This window comes from Bdellovibrio sp. KM01 (assembly GCF_013752535.1).
Classification (GTDB): Bacteria; Bdellovibrionota; Bdellovibrionia; order Bdellovibrionales; family Bdellovibrionaceae; genus Bdellovibrio.
Genome location: NZ_CP058348.1, coordinates 1,110,610 through 1,130,762 on the forward strand (window position 1 = coordinate 1,110,610; position 20,153 = coordinate 1,130,762).

21 protein-coding genes are annotated in these 20,153 nt (G+C 46.2%); 12 read left to right on the forward strand and 9 right to left on the reverse strand.

The window, feature by feature from the left end:
• The first annotated feature begins 101 nt into the window (after positions 1-101).
• Positions 102-857, forward strand: coding sequence for a TerC family protein (locus HW988_RS05480; protein ID WP_181606560.1), 756 nt, complete (start codon positions 102-104; stop codon positions 855-857).
• 56 nt (positions 858-913) lie between these two features.
• Here HW988_RS05480 and HW988_RS05485 read toward each other — a convergent pair whose 3' ends face one another.
• Together HW988_RS05485 and HW988_RS05490 are read right to left on the reverse strand one after the other, a co-directional pair.
• Positions 914-1,273: a hypothetical protein gene (locus HW988_RS05485; protein WP_181606561.1), complete on the reverse strand. Its 360-nt coding sequence runs from the start codon at positions 1,271-1,273 to the stop codon at positions 914-916.
• A gap of 28 nt (positions 1,274-1,301) precedes the next feature.
• Entirely contained in the window at positions 1,302-1,637 is a 336-nt protein-coding gene (locus HW988_RS05490) for a TIGR02147 family protein (RefSeq protein WP_181606562.1), read from the reverse strand.
• Between the two features lie 232 nt (positions 1,638-1,869).
• Here HW988_RS05490 and HW988_RS05495 point away from each other — a divergent pair, with 232 nt between their 5' ends.
• Both HW988_RS05495 and HW988_RS05500 read left to right on the forward strand, forming a co-directional pair.
• Complete coding sequence (locus HW988_RS05495) at positions 1,870-2,496, forward strand: TetR/AcrR family transcriptional regulator (RefSeq protein WP_181606563.1); 627 nt, start codon at positions 1,870-1,872, stop codon at positions 2,494-2,496.
• Positions 2,497-2,541: 45 nt separating this feature from the next.
• The gene (locus HW988_RS05500) at positions 2,542-3,864 is read left to right on the forward strand and encodes a hypothetical protein (protein WP_181606564.1); all 1,323 of its coding nucleotides are present in this window, start codon (positions 2,542-2,544) and stop codon (positions 3,862-3,864) included.
• On the opposite strand, the gene HW988_RS05505 is transcribed toward HW988_RS05500, so the two are convergent.
• Positions 3,861-4,502 carry a Crp/Fnr family transcriptional regulator gene (locus tag HW988_RS05505; protein ID WP_181606565.1) on the reverse strand — a complete coding sequence of 214 codons (642 nt, stop codon included), beginning with the start codon at positions 4,500-4,502 and terminating at the stop codon, positions 3,861-3,863. The genes HW988_RS05500 and HW988_RS05505 overlap by 4 nt on opposite strands.
• Before the next feature lie 148 nt (positions 4,503-4,650).
• Between HW988_RS05505 and HW988_RS05510 the strand changes: the two genes are divergently transcribed.
• Positions 4,651-6,210, forward strand: a complete 1,560-nt coding sequence (locus HW988_RS05510; protein ID WP_181606566.1) for a methyl-accepting chemotaxis protein — start codon at positions 4,651-4,653, stop codon at positions 6,208-6,210.
• Between the two features lie 32 nt (positions 6,211-6,242).
• Here HW988_RS05510 and HW988_RS05515 read toward each other — a convergent pair whose 3' ends face one another.
• From HW988_RS05515 to HW988_RS05535, 5 genes are read right to left on the reverse strand one after another with little or no spacing between them, the layout of a single operon-like run.
• Positions 6,243-6,785, reverse strand: a complete 543-nt coding sequence (locus HW988_RS05515; RefSeq protein ID WP_142699482.1) for a GyrI-like domain-containing protein — start codon at positions 6,783-6,785, stop codon at positions 6,243-6,245.
• Positions 6,786-6,789: 4 nt separating this feature from the next.
• Positions 6,790-7,338: a thioredoxin family protein gene (locus HW988_RS05520; protein ID WP_181606567.1), complete on the reverse strand. Its 549-nt coding sequence runs from the start codon at positions 7,336-7,338 to the stop codon at positions 6,790-6,792.
• Positions 7,339-7,373: 35 nt separating this feature from the next.
• Positions 7,374-8,129 (reverse strand): biotin synthetase, encoded by a 756-nt coding sequence (locus HW988_RS05525; protein ID WP_181606568.1) that lies wholly within the window; start codon positions 8,127-8,129, stop codon positions 7,374-7,376.
• Positions 8,129-8,953 (reverse strand): carboxylating nicotinate-nucleotide diphosphorylase, encoded by an 825-nt coding sequence (nadC, locus tag HW988_RS05530; protein WP_181606569.1) that lies wholly within the window; start codon positions 8,951-8,953, stop codon positions 8,129-8,131. Before nadC ends, HW988_RS05525 begins: the two co-directional genes overlap by 1 nt.
• Before the next feature lie 51 nt (positions 8,954-9,004).
• Entirely contained in the window at positions 9,005-10,126 is a 1,122-nt protein-coding gene (locus HW988_RS05535) for a PleD family two-component system response regulator (RefSeq protein WP_255490218.1), read from the reverse strand.
• Between the two features lie 48 nt (positions 10,127-10,174).
• Between HW988_RS05535 and lptG the strand changes: the two genes are divergently transcribed.
• The 5 genes from lptG (at position 10,175) to HW988_RS05560 (ending at position 15,963) form a co-directional block, all read left to right on the forward strand.
• Entirely contained in the window at positions 10,175-11,254 is a 1,080-nt protein-coding gene (lptG, locus tag HW988_RS05540) for an LPS export ABC transporter permease LptG (protein ID WP_181606571.1), read from the forward strand.
• A gap of 27 nt (positions 11,255-11,281) precedes the next feature.
• Positions 11,282-11,896 (forward strand): peptide deformylase, encoded by a 615-nt coding sequence (gene def / locus HW988_RS05545; RefSeq protein ID WP_181606572.1) that lies wholly within the window; start codon positions 11,282-11,284, stop codon positions 11,894-11,896.
• Positions 11,889-12,833 carry a methionyl-tRNA formyltransferase gene (gene fmt, locus HW988_RS05550; RefSeq protein ID WP_181606573.1) on the forward strand — a complete coding sequence of 315 codons (945 nt, stop codon included), beginning with the start codon at positions 11,889-11,891 and terminating at the stop codon, positions 12,831-12,833. The genes def and fmt overlap by 8 nt, the downstream gene beginning before the upstream one ends.
• A 1-nt stretch (position 12,834) precedes the next feature.
• Entirely contained in the window at positions 12,835-13,461 is a 627-nt protein-coding gene (gene rpe / locus HW988_RS05555; RefSeq protein ID WP_181607612.1) for a ribulose-phosphate 3-epimerase, read from the forward strand.
• 264 nt (positions 13,462-13,725) lie between these two features.
• Entirely contained in the window at positions 13,726-15,963 is a 2,238-nt protein-coding gene (locus HW988_RS05560) for a hypothetical protein (protein ID WP_181606574.1), read from the forward strand.
• An 18-nt stretch (positions 15,964-15,981) separates the two neighbouring features.
• Here the strand turns inward: HW988_RS05560 and HW988_RS05565 are convergent, their stop codons facing one another.
• Positions 15,982-16,491 (reverse strand): NUDIX domain-containing protein, encoded by a 510-nt coding sequence (locus HW988_RS05565; RefSeq protein WP_181606575.1) that lies wholly within the window; start codon positions 16,489-16,491, stop codon positions 15,982-15,984.
• 85 nt (positions 16,492-16,576) lie between these two features.
• On the opposite strand from HW988_RS05565, the gene HW988_RS05570 reads away from it, so the two are divergent.
• The 3 genes from HW988_RS05570 (at position 16,577) to HW988_RS05580 (ending at position 20,085) form a co-directional block, all read left to right on the forward strand.
• Complete coding sequence (locus HW988_RS05570) at positions 16,577-17,125, forward strand: outer membrane beta-barrel protein (RefSeq protein WP_181606576.1); 549 nt, start codon at positions 16,577-16,579, stop codon at positions 17,123-17,125.
• Positions 17,126-17,245: 120 nt separating this feature from the next.
• Positions 17,246-18,787: a histidine ammonia-lyase gene (gene hutH / locus HW988_RS05575; RefSeq protein WP_181606577.1), complete on the forward strand. Its 1,542-nt coding sequence runs from the start codon at positions 17,246-17,248 to the stop codon at positions 18,785-18,787.
• Between the two features lie 224 nt (positions 18,788-19,011).
• The gene (locus HW988_RS05580) at positions 19,012-20,085 is read left to right on the forward strand and encodes a hypothetical protein (protein ID WP_181606578.1); all 1,074 of its coding nucleotides are present in this window, start codon (positions 19,012-19,014) and stop codon (positions 20,083-20,085) included.
• Positions 20,086-20,153: the final 68 nt, after the last annotated feature.

Genomic DNA, 20,153 nt, shown 5'->3' on the forward strand with positions numbered 1-20,153 from the left:
ATTTTTGAATAGAAATGAAGCATTGAGTGATGGAATTTCTGTGGCCAAAGGATATGGGCTCCTTTAAGTTGAAAATACACGACTAAAGGAGTGCTTTTCACATGATCGAAATGCTTTCGAATCCGCAAATCTGGATCGCGTTTTTCACATTGTTTGCCCTGGAGCTGGTTCTTGGTATCGACAACGTTATTTTCATTTCTATCCTGGCTGGCAAGCTTCCCAAAGAGCAGCAAGACAAAGCCCGGATGATGGGTTTAAGCCTTGCGGTCATCACTCGCGTGATTTTACTTTTCTCTTTAAGTTGGATCATTGGTCTGACGGCTCCGTTGTTCACGGTCTTGGGACAAGAGATATCCGGTCGCGACTTGATCTTGTTACTAGGTGGTCTGTTCTTGATCGTGAAAAGTACGATGGAGATCCATCATAAGCTTGAAGGTGTGGAAGGCAGTCAATCCAATCACGTGGCCCATTCTTTTAACGCCGTGATTTTCCAAATCTTGCTTTTGGACGTGGTGTTTTCTTTGGATTCGGTAATCACTGCCGTTGGGATGGTCAATGAAATCGCGGTGATGATCGCAGCGGTGGTTATTTCTGCAGGTGTGATGATCGTATCGGCGAAAACCATCAGTGATTTCGTGGATTCTCATCCGTCACTTAAGATTTTGGCTTTGAGTTTCTTGTTGATGATCGGTTTCACTTTGATCGTGGAATCTTTGGAAGTGCACATCCCGAAAGGTTATGTTTACTTTGCGATGGCGTTCTCTGTCGGCGTCGAGATGCTGAATATTCGTATGCGTAAATCCAAGAAAACCGAACCGGTCAAACTCCGCGAGCGTATCGCCGAAGAGCCTAAATAGGTAAAAAAAAGCGTGGCCTTAAACCACGCTTTTTTTATCTCAAATGGCGAAGAAGACTATTGGCGGTGCATTTCTTCACAGCTTGATCTTTGAATAACCAAGTTGCTGAACTTTGCATCCATTGAACCATCACTGTTAATCCAGATTTTTAGATTGGCACCACCAAGTCCACCTTCATTCAAAGTGATTGGGCTTTGTCCTTGTTTCACGGCATTTTTGAAATCTTCAGTCAGACGGAAGCCATATCCACCATGACCGTCGTTAGTCACATAACGGTATGAAACAATGTTATTGTTTGTATCAAGAGTTACAGAGCATTCGTTGCCTTTGGAATCATTGCCTACGTAAGCTGCTTGGCCTTGGGCATGTGCTTGAAGACCAATTACTGTCAAAATTACTGCTACGGTTGCTTTCATAAATCCTCCTAAGGATTGTTATAGATAGTTAAACGGACTCTTTTTGTTTAATTAAACTTACCAATTTTTTTCCTAACTCATCCCGTTGACTCTTACTATCAGCGGTTGAGTATTCAATCAATGCCCTGAAGTATTGGAGCTCTAAATCCGTGAACCTGATGTTGGACTCGAGTTTCTCGCTCATCTCAGAGTTAACACTTCGTGTGCCAGTTACGATTTGACGAAGATAAGAACGATCTTTAATGCCCATCTCGTCAGCCCAACGCTGATACGAAAAACCACTTTCGATGGACTTACGGTAAACGTAAATCTGCTCCAGAAAGTGGTGCACATTTAGAAATTCAAAAATATCAGGTGTCTTCATGGCATTTTCCTATTTCAAAAGCTGATCCCATCTCATAATCAGTAGGTTTGATCTTTACTGTCTGGACAGATTTCACCGCCAGCAATTGGCGGTCTTTCTTTTCAGCTGTGAGCAGTGATTTCGTACTCAGTGTGTGAGGGGAGAATACAGATGTCTGATCAGACCCGCCATAGGCATTGCCAAAGTGTCAATACTTTAGATTTTATCTAATTATTCCGATATATTAAGAATCATGAAGAGTTTGCAGTTTGACCTTAAGAAAGCATTATTCAATAAGCGCCTGGGTGTTTCTGAGCACCGGCAGTTTCAAATTTTGGAAACGGCGCTTGAGCTTATTCAGAAAGAGGGCTTTGAGCAGTTGCAGTTCGGAGATCTCGCTAAGAAGTGCAAGGTTTCCCGCAGTCTTGTTCATCACTATTTCAAAGACAAGATGGAGTTGGCAAACAGACTTTTGGATTTAAGTACTCTGCATTTGCAGCATGAAGTGCAAAGTGCACTTTCTCGAGAGAAAAAGACCGAAAGACATTTCGAAGTCTACTGTAAGGCTACTTTGGATTGGGCAGCGGAGCATTCTTTGGAGGCGACGGGGCTTTTGCTCTTTATTAATTTGTCTTCCCATAACATAGAGATGCGCCAAAGAAATGACGAACTGAGCGCGCTCGGGCGGCAACGAATCAAGCTTTTGCTGACTCAAGCGGGGATGGCGGGACCAAGCCTGGATTCAAATGCACAAGTTATCCAGGTGCTGCTGACGGGATGTTATCTGGTTCTGCTTTCAGAGAATCACAATGCCAAAGAGTCGCTGCAGCTTCGAAAAGATTGCTTGAAAACCTGTCTTTCAATTGGTGTCTCAAAATGAGATTTCCCTTGCGGGAGTGGATCGCGTTTTGCTTTCTAGTTCAATATGAAGTTGGCCCTTATCTTAGCAACGATTATAGCGCTTTGGACGCCCCCATCTGCCTTTGCCCAAGTCAGATGTGAATCCATTTTTGTCACTGCGGAAACGCTAGGTGACTATGGCGTTAATGCAGAGTCGATGGCCCCGTACTATATCGCCATGTTTCGCACGACCCAATTGGTCCGTGGTCTGAATACTCGTTCAGGTATTATCACTCAAGATATTCTTAATTCTGCTTCGTCGGAATACGGCACGATTATCACGAAATTCAGACCCCGGGGGAACCTGGCGAGTCAAGACGGTCAATTTCGCGATCAAGTGACTGAGAATATTGAATTTGTTTTGCAAACTTATTCTGAACGCCGTGACTGGTCTCCGGATTTGCGTGTGCATTTGAAAAAAGAGGCTGAGCACTACGCTGAACAAAGTACCTACATCGAAGTTAGAAAACTAAATCAAGATACCTATCTTCCTGAAGGATTGATTGGCACTATGAAGATCGTCAAAGTCGGGATAGAGACGCCACTTAAAAAATTGCCGTTGGAAGTAGACTTTTCAGTTACTATGCCCAGCAATAACGGCAAAAAATTTGAACCCGCAAATTTCGTGGTGGATAAAGATCAGAACAAACTTGGAACCTCTGAGATTTTTGCGCAGTTGATTTTGCATGCCCGGGAACAGGTTAAGGACCCAGGTCATGAGCCGGGTAAAATGATGTATTACACTCCCGGGGATCGCCTGGGCGTAAAAATGTATGGGAAGCTGGGATTCACCGCAGTCCCTGGGTTTGAAGCCCCTATTAAAGAAGGCGACAAAGACTGGTGGATGATTGGTAGCTCCGCTGAAAATCTGGCAACCTTGCCACAGCGATTGGCACAAAATAAAGCTCAATGGAGTCCTGAAGACGTGGAATGGATGTCTGAGCTGGTAAAAAAATTTGAAGGACTGCGCGGAACCCGAACTGAAATTGAAGGCAGTCGTACCCGAGATATCATCAATGCCGAAGGTGCTCGTCAGGTTCAGGAGATGGGTGTCTTCATTACCGAGCCATTTACTTATAATGATAAAAACTATCGCCGATTAGATGTTCATTCGATCGGCGGCGGCGATGTCGATATTCAAGTAAGAATTCCCGAAGAACAATTCCCGTTGCAAAATGGCTGGCGCTTTAATGAGCAGGGTATCTATATGCTGTATCAGGATGGCATATTTAAAGTCCAAGATCCGTTAATGAATATATCTTTAACTATGAAGGTCGACGGTGCTTTTAAAAAGCCCGAATATTTAAAAGTAAAAGAACGCCGTTATAATCTAAGAGCTCGATTTTAAGTCGGCGTTATCTGAACACCTTGGGAGCATTTACGCACGCGATTCTTTTTTTCTAAAGAAGTCAGCGTGCGGATCACCGTTTCCACAGTCAAATTCGTCCACAAGGAAATTTCTTTGCGAGTCAGGCGGCAGAAGCCGTCCTCGTCCTTAAAATGTTCCAAGGTTCTTAAAACCTTTTCTACAGCACTTTTCGATTGCAAGATCACGACACGCTCATAGGTATCGAGGCCACGCTGGCAGGCACTTTGTAAAAGCAGCAAAGCAAGGTTTGAATCTGTCGAAACAAGTTCCCGCACAGTTTTAAGCGGGAAGCTGCACAGGCGAGATTTTCCCTCGGCTACGTATTCAAGCCTCGTCGGCTCATCTGAGACGGTGCTGGTCAGTGGAAACAGGTGGTTGGCGGTGAAGCTGGAAACTAAATGTTCCCGGCCTTCGAGATCTCTTTCGATCGTGTTAATTTTCCCTTCGGCGACGCAAAACATACTCATCGGCAAACAGCCTTGACTGATCACGCAGCTTGCAGAATTAACCTGATGAATGGATTTGGCTCTAAGCAGGGCAGTTGCAGTTGTGTCTTTAAGCTTTAGCTTACGATTTAAAAGAAAACAGTTTTGGCATTGCTTCGAAGAGTGCTTCATAAACACGAGCCCCTATCATAAGGAATTTTCACGCCGTATGATTTGCATCATATCCGTCAAAGATACAAATCATTCTTTGGCCCCCGGTGCTTCCCATCATAATTATTTCAATGAAGCAGCTTTTGTTTGGTTCGGTGGAGGTAAGAGAGTGAAGTGGTTTAGTGGGCGCGGATTGAAATTCAAATTCATTTGCTCGGTGATTGTGTCTTGTATGATTTGCGCGATGTGCGCTCTGGCTACAGGATTGTATTTCAATGGTGTTCAGTTTCGTTCCAGTCTCGTGGATAAAGCGCGAACTATCCACTCCCGGTTGAATGCGGCTTCCAGGTACGTTGCCAACCAGGGCGGCTTACAGCCGATGATTGAGCGCTATACCAAACTCTATACAGATTCTTCGCAACTGACTGAGGAGGATCGTAAGATCATTTTGCAGCAAGTTCCGATATACGCGGGAATGGCCATAGGTGCTTCCGAATCAGAAAAAGAACACTATCGCTTCCGCGTGTTCTCTGATGAGCCGCGCGATAAGAAAAATACTGCAACCCCGGTGGAGATGGAAATCTTTAAAAAATTCGAGCAGGATAAAAACCTCCAAGAATTTATTATCAACACCGAAAATGAAGTCAGCGTGTATCGTCCTGTACGATTAAAAGAGTCTTTTGGCTGTCTGACTTGTCACGGTCACCCCTCCACCAGTCCCTGGAAAAATGGCAAAGATATTTTGGGCTATCCGATGGAAGACTGGAAGGACGGCAAGCTTCATGGCGTGTTTGCAGTTCATAGTAACGTGAAAGAAGCCAAAGCGGCGGAAATCAGTAAAGGTGATAGTTCCCCAACGACATTTATGGCGATATTCGTGTTCTTGGGAAGTTTGGTGTCTTTGGTGATCGCGGCGTTCTTTGTAAAGGGAGCGCTGGGGCAGTTGCAGGATGTTTCAAAAGTTTTAAAAGAATCAGGTGAACATGTAGAGAAAGCTGCGCAACAGATAGCTGAATCTTCGAGCTCCCTTTCCAAGGCCTCCACGGTGCAAGCTTCCTCATTAGAGGAAACAGTGGCGACTATGGAAGAGATGTCTTCGATGGTAAAACATAACTCTGAAAGTGCGAAAGAAGCTGCGGCGTTGGCATTGTCGGCAACGAAGGTGGCAAGCCTTGGGGGCAAGCAGATTCAAGAACTCGTTCATTCTATGACCCAGATTTCGGCAGACTCTAAAAAAGTTGTCGAGATCACCGCAGTGATTGATGACATCGCTTTTCAAACAAATCTCTTGGCTTTGAATGCGGCGGTAGAGGCCGCGCGCGCGGGTGAGCAGGGGAAAGGCTTTGCCGTGGTGGCTGATGCTGTTCGCGGCCTTGCTCAGCGCAGTGGCGAAGCGGCTAAAGGTATCGCTGCTTTGATCAATGAAAGTGCGGCACGCATTGAAACCGGTGAAGCCCAAGCCCAAAAAGGTGGCGCTGTGTTTGAGGAAATTTTAGAGGCTGTCAATCGCATGGCAGAGCTGAATGGAAATATCTCTGAATCAAGTGAAGAGCAAAGTCGAGGCATTACCCAAATTGGGCAGGCGATGAATCAATTGGATCAAACCACTCAACAAAACGCCGCAGTCTCTGAAGAAACAGCTGCTTCGGCCGAGGAACTCTCCTCGCAGTCCACCAAGCTGAAATCGTCGGTGGATATCTTAGAAGGCGTGGTGTTCGGGGTAAAATAGAAAAAAGCCGCTCTTTTGAAGCGGCTTTTTCGTTATTTGGCTTTTACTGGGAACAAGTATGTCGTCGTCATGGCGGCTTTTTCTGAGATCGAGTGGATCTCGTAAATTTCCACCGCAGCGCCTGTTTGTTCCAGTTTCTTATCTAAAAGATAAGCTTCAACACGCGGATATACTTTCAAAGGTCCGATACCTGGTGAGCCAGTAAAGACCGCTTGTACATAGGCATGAGCCGGGATCTCGCCCTCTTTCATTTCTTCTGGCGCTCCTGCGGGCATCGCTTCGATAATGCAACCTACTTTAGAACGCAGACGGGCTTCTTCAACTTGGCGAGGATCATCAAGGTATTCACCAAAAGTGCGTTGGCAAGTTACGCCCTTTTCCTTCATGAATTTTTCAACGCGTTCGATAACCTTGTTCACTTTGTGGTAAGGGCCTACGTGTTCAATGTAAATCGTTTTAAACGGGCCTTGTTGTACTTCGGAAATTTGCACGCCTTTGAATGCGCCCAAATAAGTCGCTAGATAAACACCGAAAGAAATAACCGTCACCACGACGAAAACTAAAATATATCTCATTGCTTTACTTCCATTTAATAGAGCAGCCCATAGAGGCTGTTTGTTCTTCAGTAACTTTTTGATTTTTTAACAGTGTTTGGACAGCATCATACAACTCGCGCTGAGTGACTTTGCTGGCATCCTTCCAAGAATTATCCAGGCGACCGCGGTACGCAAGTTTCAGGCCACCGTCATAGACAAAGAAATCAGGCGTACAAACGGCGCCGAAAGCCTTCGCCACGTCCTGTGATTCATCTACCAGATATGTGAACGAGTAGTTCTTCTCTTTCCAGCGTTTTGCCAACGCATCGAAAGAATCTTCAGGGTGATCTTTAGGATCATTCGAGCAAATTCCTACGACATTCACGCCGTCTTTTTTAAGATCAGTCCCAAGCGCAATTAGGCGTTCTTCAACAGCTTGAACATACGGGCAGTGAGCACAAATAAACATCACTACCAATGGTTTGCCATTGGAAAAATCTTTCAATGAATAAGTTTTGCCATCAACAGCCGGAAGCTTAAACTCCGGCACAGCATTCCCCAAATCAGGAAACGGAGTAAACGTAGTAGCCATAATTTAGACAACCTCCATTTTCGATTCTCGATTTTCTAAAGATCAGCCCAGCTGATCTTTTTCTTGCCTTGGTAAAGGCTGCCATCGGCTTCCATCGCTGTGTACTTTTCCTTTAGCAAAGGATGCAGGTTCAAAGCGGTTAACAAAGACAACTGCTCCGTAGGGCTTAAAGGTTGGTCACAGTGTGAAGCTGCATCTGTTAATTCAAACATCAAGCGATCTAAGAACGCTGTGTAGTCTTCACCCAGCAAAGGTGCACCTTCGGGCAAAGATTCCAAAATGCTTGTCGAAGTTTCGACAGACTTGGGAGATGACGTGATATTGACACCCAAACCGATGATGAAGCGAACTTCATCAGCTTGTGCGACATTTTCTAAAAGAATGCCCGCCACTTTTTTGTCACCGATGTAAATGTCATTCGGTGCTTTTAGATTCCATTTTAAAAACGGCCAAGTTGCGGAGCAGGCACGATACACGGCTAAGCCGACCAAGCAGGAAGCTGTCGGTTGCGGCATCATCGGCAAAAGGTAAGACCAAGAACTTAAAAGGGAAGAGCCCTCGGTGGAATCAGTCCACGTGTTTTTACCACGACCGCGGCCCGCTGTCTGGTGATCCGTCACGAACAGACAAAGCTGTTGTTCCAATAAGTCTTCTTCGAATGCCAATTCTTTGGCAGTCAGGTTCGTGCTTTCTTGCTGATGTTTGTATTCAACATGCAGGTGGTTGTTGCGAGCCCACTTGGCGGTCACATCACCGATGCGAATTTCACTCATGGGATTTTCGTTTGTCATTATTCCTCCCAGGCAAAGATCAATGAAACGTCAGCCACGGGAGCTGAATGTGTCAATGCGCCGACAGAGATAAAGCTTACGCCGAGCTCTGCTACGGAACGAACGCGCGCCAAATTCATGTTGCCGCTGGCTTCCGTGTAAACGCCCTCTGGAACCAATGCCAAAGCTTGCTTCAGCATGTCGTTATCCATGTTGTCCAAAAGCAAGTGCTTCACATTCAAACCCACGGCTTCTTTCACTTCTGCCAATGTGCGAGTTTCCACTTCCATCGGCAGATTGCTGTGCTCACGTGTGCGGTTCACGGCAGCCGTGATTCCACCCATAACAGAGATATGATTGTCTTTGATAAGAATCGCGGTGCTTAAGTTCATGCGGTGATTGACGCCACCACCATGAAGCACGGCTTTTTTCTCAAGCTCGCGGTAACCAGGAGTGGTTTTGCGAGTGTCCAGGATTTTAGTTTTTGTATGCTGAACCTGTTTTACAAAGCGGCGAGTGACCGTCGCGATACCTGACAAGTGGCCCAAGAAATTCAAAGCCACACGCTCGGCTTTCAAGATTTGAACGAGGTCGCCTTCGATTGTGCAGATGATTTGACCGTTTAGGATTTCATCGCCTTCTTCGAAATGCCATTTCACGCGGCAGTTAGGCTCAAGAGTTTGCATCGTTTGCTCGAAAGGAGCCGCGCCAGAAAGCACCAGGTCTTCTTTCGCTTTCAAACGAGCTCGGCCTATTTTTGGAGTGAGTGCGAGTGATTCTGTTGTGACATCGCCATTGGGCATGTCTTCTTTGATAGCGGCGCGGATTAATTCAACCAATGTCATAGAACCTCACATGTAGGCGTACCTTGATGTGAGGTGAACAGAAAGAAGGTACTAGATAGATTTCTCGGTTTCGCGCATGAGCTTATTCAACTCTTCGCGAACGATACGTTCTGCGATCTCGGGAAGGAGTTTCCAGCAAACGGATTCAATCACTTCGCGAGCTTCCTCACGAACAATCTTTTCCATCATTTCGCTGGACAAGTCCACCTTGGATTGGGTTTTACCCTGAGCATTAGTCGGTGATGTTTTTGCCCCTGCAGCAGCCGGTTGCGCTTTATTGGCAGAAGGACCTTTGTTTAAGGTCTCCATCATTTGATCTTTTACAGATTTTTCGACTTTTCCTAAGAAAGAATCCTCGGGTAAAGCTTGTGGGGGAGCCTTCGCTGCCACAGTTGTCGGTTTGCCCGTCAAATCGGGACCGTTTTCATCAAAACTGATCTCTTCAAAGTTTCCAGAAACTTCGATGTGCGCGTTTGAAAGATCCTCGTCCTGAGGAATTACAAATTTAGATGCAAAATCGTCTGATTCGGCTTGAGGGATGTTCAGTTTAAATTTTGTTAAATCCTGATGAGCCCAGCCGTTCTCGTCCAATTCTTCTTCGCTCTTAGGCGTGGTCAAAGGTACGGCAGCGAATTCTTCATCAGGGATATCCAAGCTCAAAGCTTCGTCTTCGCTGATCTCTGGAATCGCATCTAAACTTAACTCAGATTTTTCGGCAGGCATCTGCATTCCGCTTTCTGCCGGCATTTCTTCAAATTCAGGCATTTCTGGGAATGTCAGGTATTGGCTAACGGGATTTTCAGATGTTTTTTTAACGAGTTTGTTCACCAAGCCGCGCAGGTGCTCTGCATCGAATGGCTTTTCCAAGCGGTCATCAGCTTTGGATTCAGAGACTTTACCTTCATCGATTTCCATGAAGCCACTCCACATCAATACGACAGGAATGTTTGCTGTTTCAGGATCGTTTTTAAGTTCCTGGCTGACTTCGTAGCCGTTTCTTTTTGTCAAAAGTACGTCTGCAAAAATAATATCTGGTTTAAAGCTTTTCGTGACAGGTAAAACGTCAAGACCCACAGGGACTGCTTTTACTTCGACCGCGAAGTCGGACAATGCCAGTTGCATTACCTTTTTGATTGTGGAACTCTCATCTGCAAGTAAGACGCGTAAAGCCATAAGCAAAGTTAAATAGGATTTTGGACCTGAGTCAAGGAAACTCTAAGAATGAACAGAATTGATCGATACACATCTTGGCTTTTCTTCGGCTACTTCATGGGTGGCCTTTTGATTTTCCTGACGTTGTTCACTGCTGTCGATGCGATGTCGACGATTTCTGAATACAAAGGTGTCAGCACTACGACGATTTTCACTTACTATCTTTACTCATTTCCTGACATTATTTCGAAACTTCTTCCGGTCGCTTGTTTATTGGGCACAATCCTGACTCTGACGAACTTAAACAAGAATAATGAACTCGTTGCGTTATTTTCATCAGGGATGAGTCTTCTGCGTATCGCGACTCCGGTTTTGTTCTGGGTGACCCTGATATCTTTGGGCGGTTATTTTATGACCGATCGCCTGGTTCCTCGTGCGAACACTCAAAAGAACTACATCTTATACTATGAACTTAAAAAAGAGCCGCATCGCTTTTCGACGGTGAAAACCAATAAGATTTGGTACCGCACGAAAGACGCGATTTTCAATATCAAAACGTTGAGTGCCAAGGGTGATCGCGCTCAAGGTTTGACGATGTATTTCTTTAGCGATGCGTGGGATTTGATTCAAATGATCACCGCTCACGATGTTGAAATTAAAGGCAGTCAGTGGCTCTTAAATACCGGAACGGTGACCTTGTTTACCAAGGATTCCAGCTTCCCTTTGACCACGGATTTTAAAACAAAAAGTATCGTGATGGCCGAAGATTCCAAGGATCTGCAAAGTGCGGGTCAAACTGCGGAAATGATGTCCCAAGGCGAGCTTAAGCACTTCATCATGAAGAATAAAGATGCCGGTTTGGATACTATTGCCTACGAGGTGGGTTATCAGTCTAAATTCAGTTTCGCCTTTGCGGGGCTTGTCATGAGTCTTTTAGGACTGCCATTTAGTGTGGGGAGAGGCCGTTCGGGCGGGACTATGATCAATCTGGGTATCTGTCTGGGGCTGGTTTTCGCCTATTATGTGATGTATTCGTCAGGAATCACTCTGGGGCAGCACGGGTCAATACCTCCGGTGGCAGCCGCTTGGGCCCCGAATATCTTAATGACCGGATTGGCCTTGGTCCTTCTCAAAAGGCTGAAACGCTGATATAATGGGGGCCTCGTTGGAGGCCCTATGATCATGAAAATCCTCACTTTCCCTGACCCAAGATTGCGCGAGGTCGCAGACCCTGTATCGCTATCTGAGTTCGGCACACCTGAGCTTAAAAAGCTTCAAGAGGACATGATCGAAACTATGTACGATGCTCACGGTATCGGACTGGCTGCCCCACAAGTGGGCGAGCTTCGCCGCATGATCGTCATCGACACTCGCCCTAAAGACGAAAAGGGCCGCCGTTATAAAGATCAAGAAATGACTGATTTGGAAAAACAAGTTGAGCAACCTTTGGTGTTGATCAACCCAACTATCGTCAAAGGCGAAGGTAAAACGACCTTTGACGAAGGTTGCCTGTCTGTTCCAGGTTATTATGAAACCGTTGAACGTTACGATTACATCGAAATGAAAGCTTTCGACGTGAACGGCAAAGAGTTCATTGTAAAAACTGACGGTTTGCTGGCGATCTGCATGCAACATGAATTGGATCACCTTGAAGGCACATTGTTCATCGATCACTTGAGCTTTGTAAAATCCAACAAGATCAAAAAACAAATTCAAAAGCACGGCTATCCAACTAAAGAAGAATTGGAAAGAGCTCGTTCAAAACAAGTTGAAGGCGAAGAGCGTGAGTAAGGTCCGCATCTGCTTCCTGGGGACACCAGAATTTGCTGTCACATCATTGAAGGCCTTGCTTGCAGATGAACATTTTGAAGTTGTCGGAGTCGTGACTCAGCCGGATCGTCCTGCGGGTCGCAAAATGCAACTTACTCCAAGCCCGGTGAAAGTTTTGGCGACAGAACACGGTCTTAAAGTTCTAACCCCTGAATCCCTTAAAAAAGATCCTGAAGCCGTCGCAGAAATTCGCTCTTGGGGAGCGGAAGTCGGCGTTGTCGTGGCTTTTGGTCAAATCCTGACTCAAGACTTTATGGATTCATTCCGCTTTGGCTGCGTGAATGTGCATGGTTCGATTTTGCCACGTTGGCGAGGAGCTGCTCCAATTCAACGTGCGATTGAAGCGGGTGATGAAGAATCCGGCGTGGCTTTGCAGAAAATGGTTAAGAAATTAGACGCGGGCGATATCATTGGTATCCGTCGCGTAAAGATCACCCCCGAGATGCATGCTTTGCAGTTGCACGATGTGCTGGCTGATTTGGGTGCGGATTTATTGCGAGTCGAGTTGATGGATTATGTGCGCGGGAATCTCGCGCCGGTTCCTCAAGATGAATCTTTGGTGACGATTGCTCCTAAGATCGACAAGGCCGAGTCTTTGGTTGATTGGAGTAAGTCAGCGAAGTCCATCGACGGAAAAGTTCGTGGCTTTGTTTACGGGCCGGGGACTTATACTTTGCTGGATGGTAAAAAATTGAAACTGCATGTTGTGCGTCCTTTGCCTTATACGGGGAGTGCGGCGGCAGGGACAGTGATCGCGGTTGACGCGGATTCGTTCACTGTCGCAACGGGTGATGGAGCTTTGAAAATGCTTGAAGTTCAGCCTGAATCCCGCAATCGTATGAAGGTGTCTGATTTTTTAAAAGGACACTCGTTAAAACCAGGAGATCACATTGGCTAAAATGGTTGCCCCTTCAATTTTGTCAGCGGACTTTGCAAACCTTGAAAAAGAGGTGAAAGCAATCGCCGCTGCCGGAGCTGACTGGGCCCATGTTGATGTGATGGACGGGCACTTCGTTCCGAATCTAACAATCGGTATCCCGGTTGTGAAAGCGCTTAAAAAAGTTTCGCCAATTCCTTTAGACGTTCACTTGATGATCACTGAGCCCGAAAAATATGTGGCTGATTTTATCAAAGCGGGCGCTGATTATTTGACGATCCACGTGGAAGCAACCAAAGATCCAGCATCAGTTCTTCGTCAAATCACAGCATTGGGTGCAAAGGCGGGGATCACTCTGCGTCCGGGAACTTCGATTGATACAGTTATTCCTTTATTGAACCTGTGTGATTTGGTTTTGGTGATGACGGTGGAGCCTGGATTCGGTGGACAGTCATTCATGCACGAACAGATCGCTAAGATCTCTCGCCTGCGCCAAGAAATTTCCAAACAAAACTTGAACTGCCTGATCGAAGTCGACGGCGGTATCAACGCTGAAACAGCAAAACTTTGCCATGAAGCGGATGTGTTTGTTGCTGGCAGCTATGTCTTCAGTAAAGACTACGCGCAAGCCATCGCCTCCCTCAGGTAACAGTTCGCTTTTCGGAATCCAGCGCAGAACCGCAGCGGTTCCGCGCTTTGTCACGCCATGATCCCAGCTGATCAGAAGAAACCCAAATTTTCCCAACGCGAATTAATGCCCCTTTAAAGCCTGCATTTGTACTGTATGACCCGGTTACGACTCCAGTAGTGTTTCCCTGTCAAACTTACTCTGTTTTGAACTTCTCTGGAACAGCCCTATTAATGGTTCGCATAGTTAATAAACGAAATAACCATTATTTGCCGGGAGAAGATCATGTCGAACGCGAAACTTGCACTTGCAGTTTTAACGGTCCTTGGAATGTCTTTGAGTTTACAGGAAGAAGCTCACGCTGGTGGTGTAAAAGGCCACAAACACCATATCAAATGCGGTCACAAACCACCGAAGCCACCTAAACCGCCAAAGCCGCCGACGCCTCCAAAACCAACGACACCAACGCCGACTCCTTCTCCGACGCCTGTAACACCGGTGCCGACACCAACACCAAGTGTTCCAGCAAATCCGCAGCCAACACATCAGCCGTCGCCACAACCATCGGCAACGCCTGCGCCAACGGCAACTCCAAAATCGCAGCAACCTCCGGCAAAACCAGAGGAAAAACCAGCTGTGAAACCCGCGGAGCCGACAAAGGAGCCAGCTGAAGAGCCTGCAAAGGAACCAGCAAAAGAACAGCCAGCGCAAGCGGATAATCAGAACGATGAGCAAGAGCCAAATGAAGCGGCTCCAGCTCCAGAACGTCGTGATAACAAGCCGAAAAGAAAATTGAAGGCAAAATTGTTGCCAGCGTTTTTCTTGAACTTCGATTGGGGTACTCAGGTTGTCAATAAAACGGCATACAATCCACGTTTGGCAAAAGCCCTGACTTCCGCTGTTAAAGAAGATTTCAATGCAGCAAACGACACTTTGCTTTCTGGTGACTATTCCGGGGGCTTTCAAGTGACGAAATATAAAAGTGTTGCTGCGGGTGTGGGCGTGAATTTGATGTTCTATTTTGAAAACGCCACGGGCCTGGCTCAATCTTTCTGGGGAAGCATTGGTTTGATTCCATTTGAAGGCCGCGACATGGTTTCCACGCGCAATGTAAGAACGCAATCAGAAGCCCGTAACTTTCCAGCATTGTCATTGCCGATGAAGGCGTCTGACTTTAATGCATGGGCAGCGGGTGACAACGTCACTTATGCTTCCAATGGTGGAATTATCTTCTCGTCATCGATAGGCTTTGCTTCTGTCGGAGCAGGTCCAACTTACGTCGCACAAGGTACTTTCCAAACTTACGTTGAAAAGGTGGATAGCAAGAATGTTTACGTGCGCATCGATGATGTGAAGATCGATACTTTGCAAGCTCAGATGTCGGTTTCATTAGCGACGGTGAGCACATCGAAATTCAAAAGTGTCTCTGAAGGCATTTCTTATATGATCAATGTCCAAGATCCTGTGGGTGCTAAAGCCTATAATGACCTGATCAAAGGAAACGTAGCTGGCGTACAAAAGTATGCGATGAACAATCCCCAAGGCCCGGTTGTGAAGTGGGAAAAAATCAACCAACGTCAAGTTGGTAAGCTGAACAACTTTTTCTTTGGTATTCCAATTTTGGCTTACAAAACTTGGTCTGCAGGAAAAATCTTTGATATTTCCTCGACTCAAGCTTTCTATGATCAGACGAATTCCGACATTCAATACGGCATTTACTTGAAAGAAAAACGCAGCAAGCTGGGTGACACTCATACGTCTATGACAGAAGCATTCTACGGAGCTGTCGTTAAAGTGAAAGACTTGAAAGAGCGCAGTGTGGAAAAAGCACTTTTTGGTCAATACACTTGGACGGCTGATGATGAATCTTCCAGTCACAAAGACGTTCGCACTGCGATCAAAGAGCTGGTTAAAAAGACGGGTATGGCAAATGTCCTGATGGTGAATCTGCCGACGTTAACTGATTTGCAGTATGCGAAAGTGAACTTCACAGCGACTTTGGATGAAGCGCAGACTTTAAAAGTGATGCATAAGATATCTGGTATGTCTGAATACCAATTCAAAGCTTTGGTGAATAAAAAAGCGGAAGAATACACACGCAACGCAGATGTTTGGGAGCTTTGCCGTAAGGACGAAGGCATGAGCAGCTGTGATATGCGTCTTAAGTGGAGTGCCAATGATGCCGCTGAAAAAATGTACTCTGCAGTAGGCGATATGGAAATGTATGTAAACCGTAATGACAGAGCTTTTGCAAACTCTTACGCGAATTTCGGTAAAGAGATGCTAAGAAGCCCGTTTCTATTTCAAACAATCTTAGACATTGCTGGTGCCGGTGTGGAAATGAACTATGCGATCAACAACACATTCATGTCTTCATATAACGTGAAGTATACGACAACAAATGTGCCTGGTCGCTACTATAAAGAGTTTGTGAAGCCAGTGATTTCTGAAGTGCCTGGTATCACTAAAGATGCAGTGAAAAATGGTTTGGCAACGCTGCCACCTCTAAAACCAGCTCTGTAATACAATAGGACCTGGCACCTAAAGGGGTAAATCTCGGGGCGGAATTTTTCCGTCCTCCAGATACACCATCATGTAATTTTCAGAAACGGCCTTCAGGGCACTAGCAACCCGGCGAGAAATCGCCGGGACTAACATGGAATAAGCCACGTTGATATCGACGAACTTGAAATTCTTAATATCCATCATCGAGACAACGACATTTTGTGCCTGTTTTTCGCTTAAATCGATCGTTCCAAATAGAAAGCTTAGGTATTCGCCTTTGACGTCTTTGTTCGAGATGTAGTCGATCGCCAGGACATGGGTCGGGGTGATGTTAATTCCCAGATTTTCACGAACCTCTCGCATTAGTCCATCCATTGGGGATTCCTCGGCCTCAACCGTGCCACCAGGCAAGATCCATCCTGCAGAATAGCTTGGCTGAACTAAAAGCAGCTGGTTTTTATAAAATATCAGGGCACAGGTGCTAACGCGTTTGCCGGGGAGTGATTCATAATATTCTTTGTCGTCTCTAAAGGCGGGTCTAGCCATAGTGGTCTCCTTGACCTCGAGCTCAGGTGCTTCCAGAATTGTAGAGCAAGTAGTTTTATTTTTGTTGTTACAAAAGGAGAAGATGATGAAAAAAATGTGGCTCGTTCTGGCTTTGTTCTTGGGACTATCGGGCACAGCGCACGCTGGCGTTATGATTGAACCATATTTGGGCTTTGAGATGGGAAAATTCACCGACAACAATCCAGATGCAAAAACAGAGTTGGTAAACATGGGAGCACGTCTTGCTTGGACTACTCCAGTGATGTTGTGGCTTGGTTTGGATTACAACTTGGGTGTTAGTGGTAACTACAAACCGGATTCAGGTTCCAACGAAACAATGAAGCGTAATACTTTGTTCGCAGTGGCGGGGATCGACCTTCCGATTTTGTTAAGAGGTTGGGTTGGTTACGGTGTAACGAGTGAATTGAAAATGGATGGCGGCTCTAACGCGAAATACACGGGCAACCCGATCAAAATTGGTGTCGGTTTCACAGCTCTTCCGTTCATTTCTTTGAACCTTGAATATATCAACGAAAATATCAACAAAGTTGAAACTGATAGTGGCACAGACAACAGCCCAGACAACAAAGCAAGCTCTTATATGTTGTCAGTTTCTTTGCCTCTTAACTTCTAATTTTGATCTCACAATTTGAGAGAAAAAAAGCCGGTTCATAGCCGGCTTTTTTATTTGATTGGGCGGAGCGTTATCGGTAAAGTCGGGCCTCGTTTTAAGAATGAACCCGAAAGGCCCTCCATGCAACTTACCGGTGAAAACATCACTATTGAAAACCTCTATAAAGCCGCGCACACACCCTCCATGAAAGTGGAGTTGGCGGACTCAGCCCGTGCTGCGATGAAAAAGTCCCGTGACTACATTGAAGGCCGCATTTCGGGTGGCGAAGTGATGTATGGCGTGAACACAGGTTTTGGTGCCTTTTCTTCGGTTCGTATTTCTGATTCTGAAATCGAACAACTGCAAAGAAACTTGATCCGTTCTCACTCCATGGGGATCGGTGCCCCTTTCACAAAAACTGAAACACGCGCGATGATGATCTTGCGTGCGAATGCTTTGGCTAAAGGTCACAGCGGTATTCGTCCGACGGTGGTCGATAAAATTTTGGAATTTTTGAATAACGACATCATCCCGGTTGTGCCTTCTCAAGGTTCTGTGGGTGCATCAGGTGACTTAGCACCACTTTCTCACTTGGCACTGACGATCATCGGTGAAGGTGAGGCTTGGGGAGCTGACGGCAAACCAGTTCACGTTAAAGAACTTTTGGAAAAGAAAAAAATCACAGCTCTTGAATTGAAAGCCAAAGAAGGTCTTTCGATGATCAATGGTTGTCAGGTGATGACGTCCATCGGTTTGCTTTCTTTGTGGGAAGCCCGTCGCTTGTTGTGGATCGCAGATCTTGCCGGAGCCATGACTCTTGAAGGTATGAGAGGTTCCAGAAAACCTTTCGATCCGTTGATTCAAGCCAGCCGTCCTCACGCCGGCGAAGGTAAAACAGGTCGCAATCTTATCAAACTTATGGGTGAGTCGAGCGAAATCGGCGACAGCCATTTGCATGAACACCAAGATCACCGCGTTCAGGATGCTTACTCTCTTCGTTGCATGCCTGCGGTTCACGGTGCTGCGAAAGATGGTATCCGTCACGCTGTTAAAGTTTTGGAAATCGAAGCGAACTCTTCCACTGACAATCCGTTGGTATTCGCTGATGCGAACAAAGTTCTTTCTTGCGGTAACTTTCACGGGATGCCAGTGGCACACGCGATGGATTTCGCGGGTATCGTGATTTCTTCTCAAGCCAGCATTTCTGAGTGCCGAATTTCTAAATTGATTTCGACACAAATGAGCGACCTTCCTCCATTCTTGACACCAAACGGTGGTTTGAACTCAGGTCACATGATCGTACAAGTGGCAGCAGCTTCTTTGGTGAGCGAAAACAAAGTTTTGGCACATCCGGCGTCTGTGGATTCCATTCCGACTTCTGCAGAAAAAGAAGACCACGTTTCCATGGGAACCATTGCAGCAAGAAAATTTGCACAAATCCTAAGAAACGCAGAACATGTGGTAGCAATGGAATTGCTTTCCGGTGCGCAAGCGATTGATTTGATTGCGCCATTGAAACCATCCGCAGCGGTTAAAGCTGTGCATGATCACATCAGAAAAACAGTTCCGTTCGCCAAAGAAGACCGTATCTTCCACAAAGACGTCGAAGCCATCAAAGCAATGATGATCTCTGGGGAGTTGATGAACGTTGTCGAAAAAACAGTGGGTGAACTGGAGTGGTAATCTGACCGCGCCAAGCTCGATGAATTAGGAAAAGCCTGTCGATGAATTTGACAGGCTTTTTTTATTTTCCCTCTCTCAAGATTCCTTCCGTGTCTCCGTCTGATACAGCTCCAAAGTATCTCGGTAATCTGGGCATTGAATCATCATTTAGTCTCTGGGGAACAGATCTATTTTGCCTGCAGAGATACCGATATCAGTTACAATAGATATTCGGGGGATAAAAGATGAAGGCACAATCAAAAATCGGGGTTGGATTAACAACTCTGCTCCTTTTATCTACGGGTTGCGCACCTTCAGGAAATTCCTGGCAAGCAGACTATGCATCCACTTCAGAAGAGTCTGGACAAGAGGTAAAACCAACGCCGACACCTTCGCCATCTCCATCTCCATCTCCATCTCCTTCTCCTTCTCCTTCTCCTTCTCCTTCTCCTTCAGTGACACCTAAACCTACAGTAACGCCATCTCCATCTCCGACCGTAACACCGTCTCCGTCTCCAACAGTTACGCCGTCACCTACGGTAAGTCCATCGCCATCTCCGACTGTCACTCCATCACCGACGGCGCCAGCGCAAACTATTACGGATATAGTGAATAGTCAGATGGCGACCTCTCACGAAGCCAAAATTCCTGATATTCGTTACGAATGGCAAAAGAAACCGGAAATTATCATGCAGTCGCCTGCGGCTGCAGATATTCCAAGTTGGTTTCCTTACACGAAGCCCGCATGGTGTACACTGCTCAATTCCTGGATGCAGGTTTATGAAGCCGAAGGCAATACTGCGACCAACACTCGTGTGCAATACCGCAATATGAAGATCTATATTCTTTCGGAAGCGACTCGCAAATGGAGCCTTTTGGTGACGGATGCAGCTCCCGATACCGACACGTGGAAATATCCATTTGATTTTGCTTCGTCGGGCGGAACGCGAGCTGAAACAACTGGCGGAGTTTCGTTTAAACCGAAGTATCCGCAATTTGCACACGGCTATGGATCGCAAAACACGATCCAGCCTCAAGACGTGCGTGCGGTCTTTGTTACCATGGATACGCGTTTGGTTTTGGATAAGGCGACAGGCACAGATGATCGCGCTTCTGCACGCTACTTGGTGAACGTGGGGGCTGATTATTGGCCCAATGCTCAGGCCGTGAATACATCCTGGTCTTATGCGCCAGGCGTGGGGCAGGGTCGATTTATTCTAGCGACTCCCGAATGGAGAAAGGCAACTATGATCGTGCCTAACGGCCGATATGGTTCATCCATGCAGGAGATGATCTCCAATCCACCGCCACTGGATTAATAATTTAAATCCCCAAATAAGAAGCGCTGCAGAACCTGATCAGGGTTTTGCTGTGCTTTTGCAGAAAA

What these genes read in the sequence shown, in the direction of transcription:
- HW988_RS05500 (WP_181606564.1), top strand. Translation starts at nt 2,542, where the DNA reads ATGAAGTTGGCCCTTATCTTAGCAACGATTATAGCGCTTTGGACGCCC.
- HW988_RS05480 (WP_181606560.1), top strand. Translation starts at nt 102, where the DNA reads ATGATCGAAATGCTTTCGAATCCGCAAATCTGGATCGCGTTTTTCACA.
- hutH (WP_181606577.1), top strand. Translation starts at nt 17,246, where the DNA reads ATGCAACTTACCGGTGAAAACATCACTATTGAAAACCTCTATAAAGCC.
- HW988_RS05520 (WP_181606567.1), bottom strand. Translation starts at nt 7,338, where the DNA reads ATGGCTACTACGTTTACTCCGTTTCCTGATTTGGGGAATGCTGTGCCG.
- HW988_RS05515 (WP_142699482.1), bottom strand. Translation starts at nt 6,785, where the DNA reads ATGAGATATATTTTAGTTTTCGTCGTGGTGACGGTTATTTCTTTCGGT.
- def (WP_181606572.1), top strand. Translation starts at nt 11,282, where the DNA reads ATGATCATGAAAATCCTCACTTTCCCTGACCCAAGATTGCGCGAGGTC.
- HW988_RS05495 (WP_181606563.1), top strand. Translation starts at nt 1,870, where the DNA reads ATGAAGAGTTTGCAGTTTGACCTTAAGAAAGCATTATTCAATAAGCGC.
- HW988_RS05535 (WP_255490218.1), bottom strand. Translation starts at nt 10,126, where the DNA reads ATGGCTTTACGCGTCTTACTTGCAGATGAGAGTTCCACAATCAAAAAG.
- rpe (WP_181607612.1), top strand. Translation starts at nt 12,835, where the DNA reads ATGGTTGCCCCTTCAATTTTGTCAGCGGACTTTGCAAACCTTGAAAAA.
- HW988_RS05525 (WP_181606568.1), bottom strand. Translation starts at nt 8,129, where the DNA reads ATGACAAACGAAAATCCCATGAGTGAAATTCGCATCGGTGATGTGACC.
- lptG (WP_181606571.1), top strand. Translation starts at nt 10,175, where the DNA reads ATGAACAGAATTGATCGATACACATCTTGGCTTTTCTTCGGCTACTTC.
- HW988_RS05560 (WP_181606574.1), top strand. Translation starts at nt 13,726, where the DNA reads ATGTCGAACGCGAAACTTGCACTTGCAGTTTTAACGGTCCTTGGAATG.
- HW988_RS05580 (WP_181606578.1), top strand. Translation starts at nt 19,012, where the DNA reads ATGAAGGCACAATCAAAAATCGGGGTTGGATTAACAACTCTGCTCCTT.
- HW988_RS05490 (WP_181606562.1), bottom strand. Translation starts at nt 1,637, where the DNA reads ATGAAGACACCTGATATTTTTGAATTTCTAAATGTGCACCACTTTCTG.
- HW988_RS05570 (WP_181606576.1), top strand. Translation starts at nt 16,577, where the DNA reads ATGAAAAAAATGTGGCTCGTTCTGGCTTTGTTCTTGGGACTATCGGGC.
- HW988_RS05485 (WP_181606561.1), bottom strand. Translation starts at nt 1,273, where the DNA reads ATGAAAGCAACCGTAGCAGTAATTTTGACAGTAATTGGTCTTCAAGCA.
- nadC (WP_181606569.1), bottom strand. Translation starts at nt 8,953, where the DNA reads ATGACATTGGTTGAATTAATCCGCGCCGCTATCAAAGAAGACATGCCC.
- HW988_RS05505 (WP_181606565.1), bottom strand. Translation starts at nt 4,502, where the DNA reads ATGAAGCACTCTTCGAAGCAATGCCAAAACTGTTTTCTTTTAAATCGT.
- HW988_RS05565 (WP_181606575.1), bottom strand. Translation starts at nt 16,491, where the DNA reads ATGGCTAGACCCGCCTTTAGAGACGACAAAGAATATTATGAATCACTC.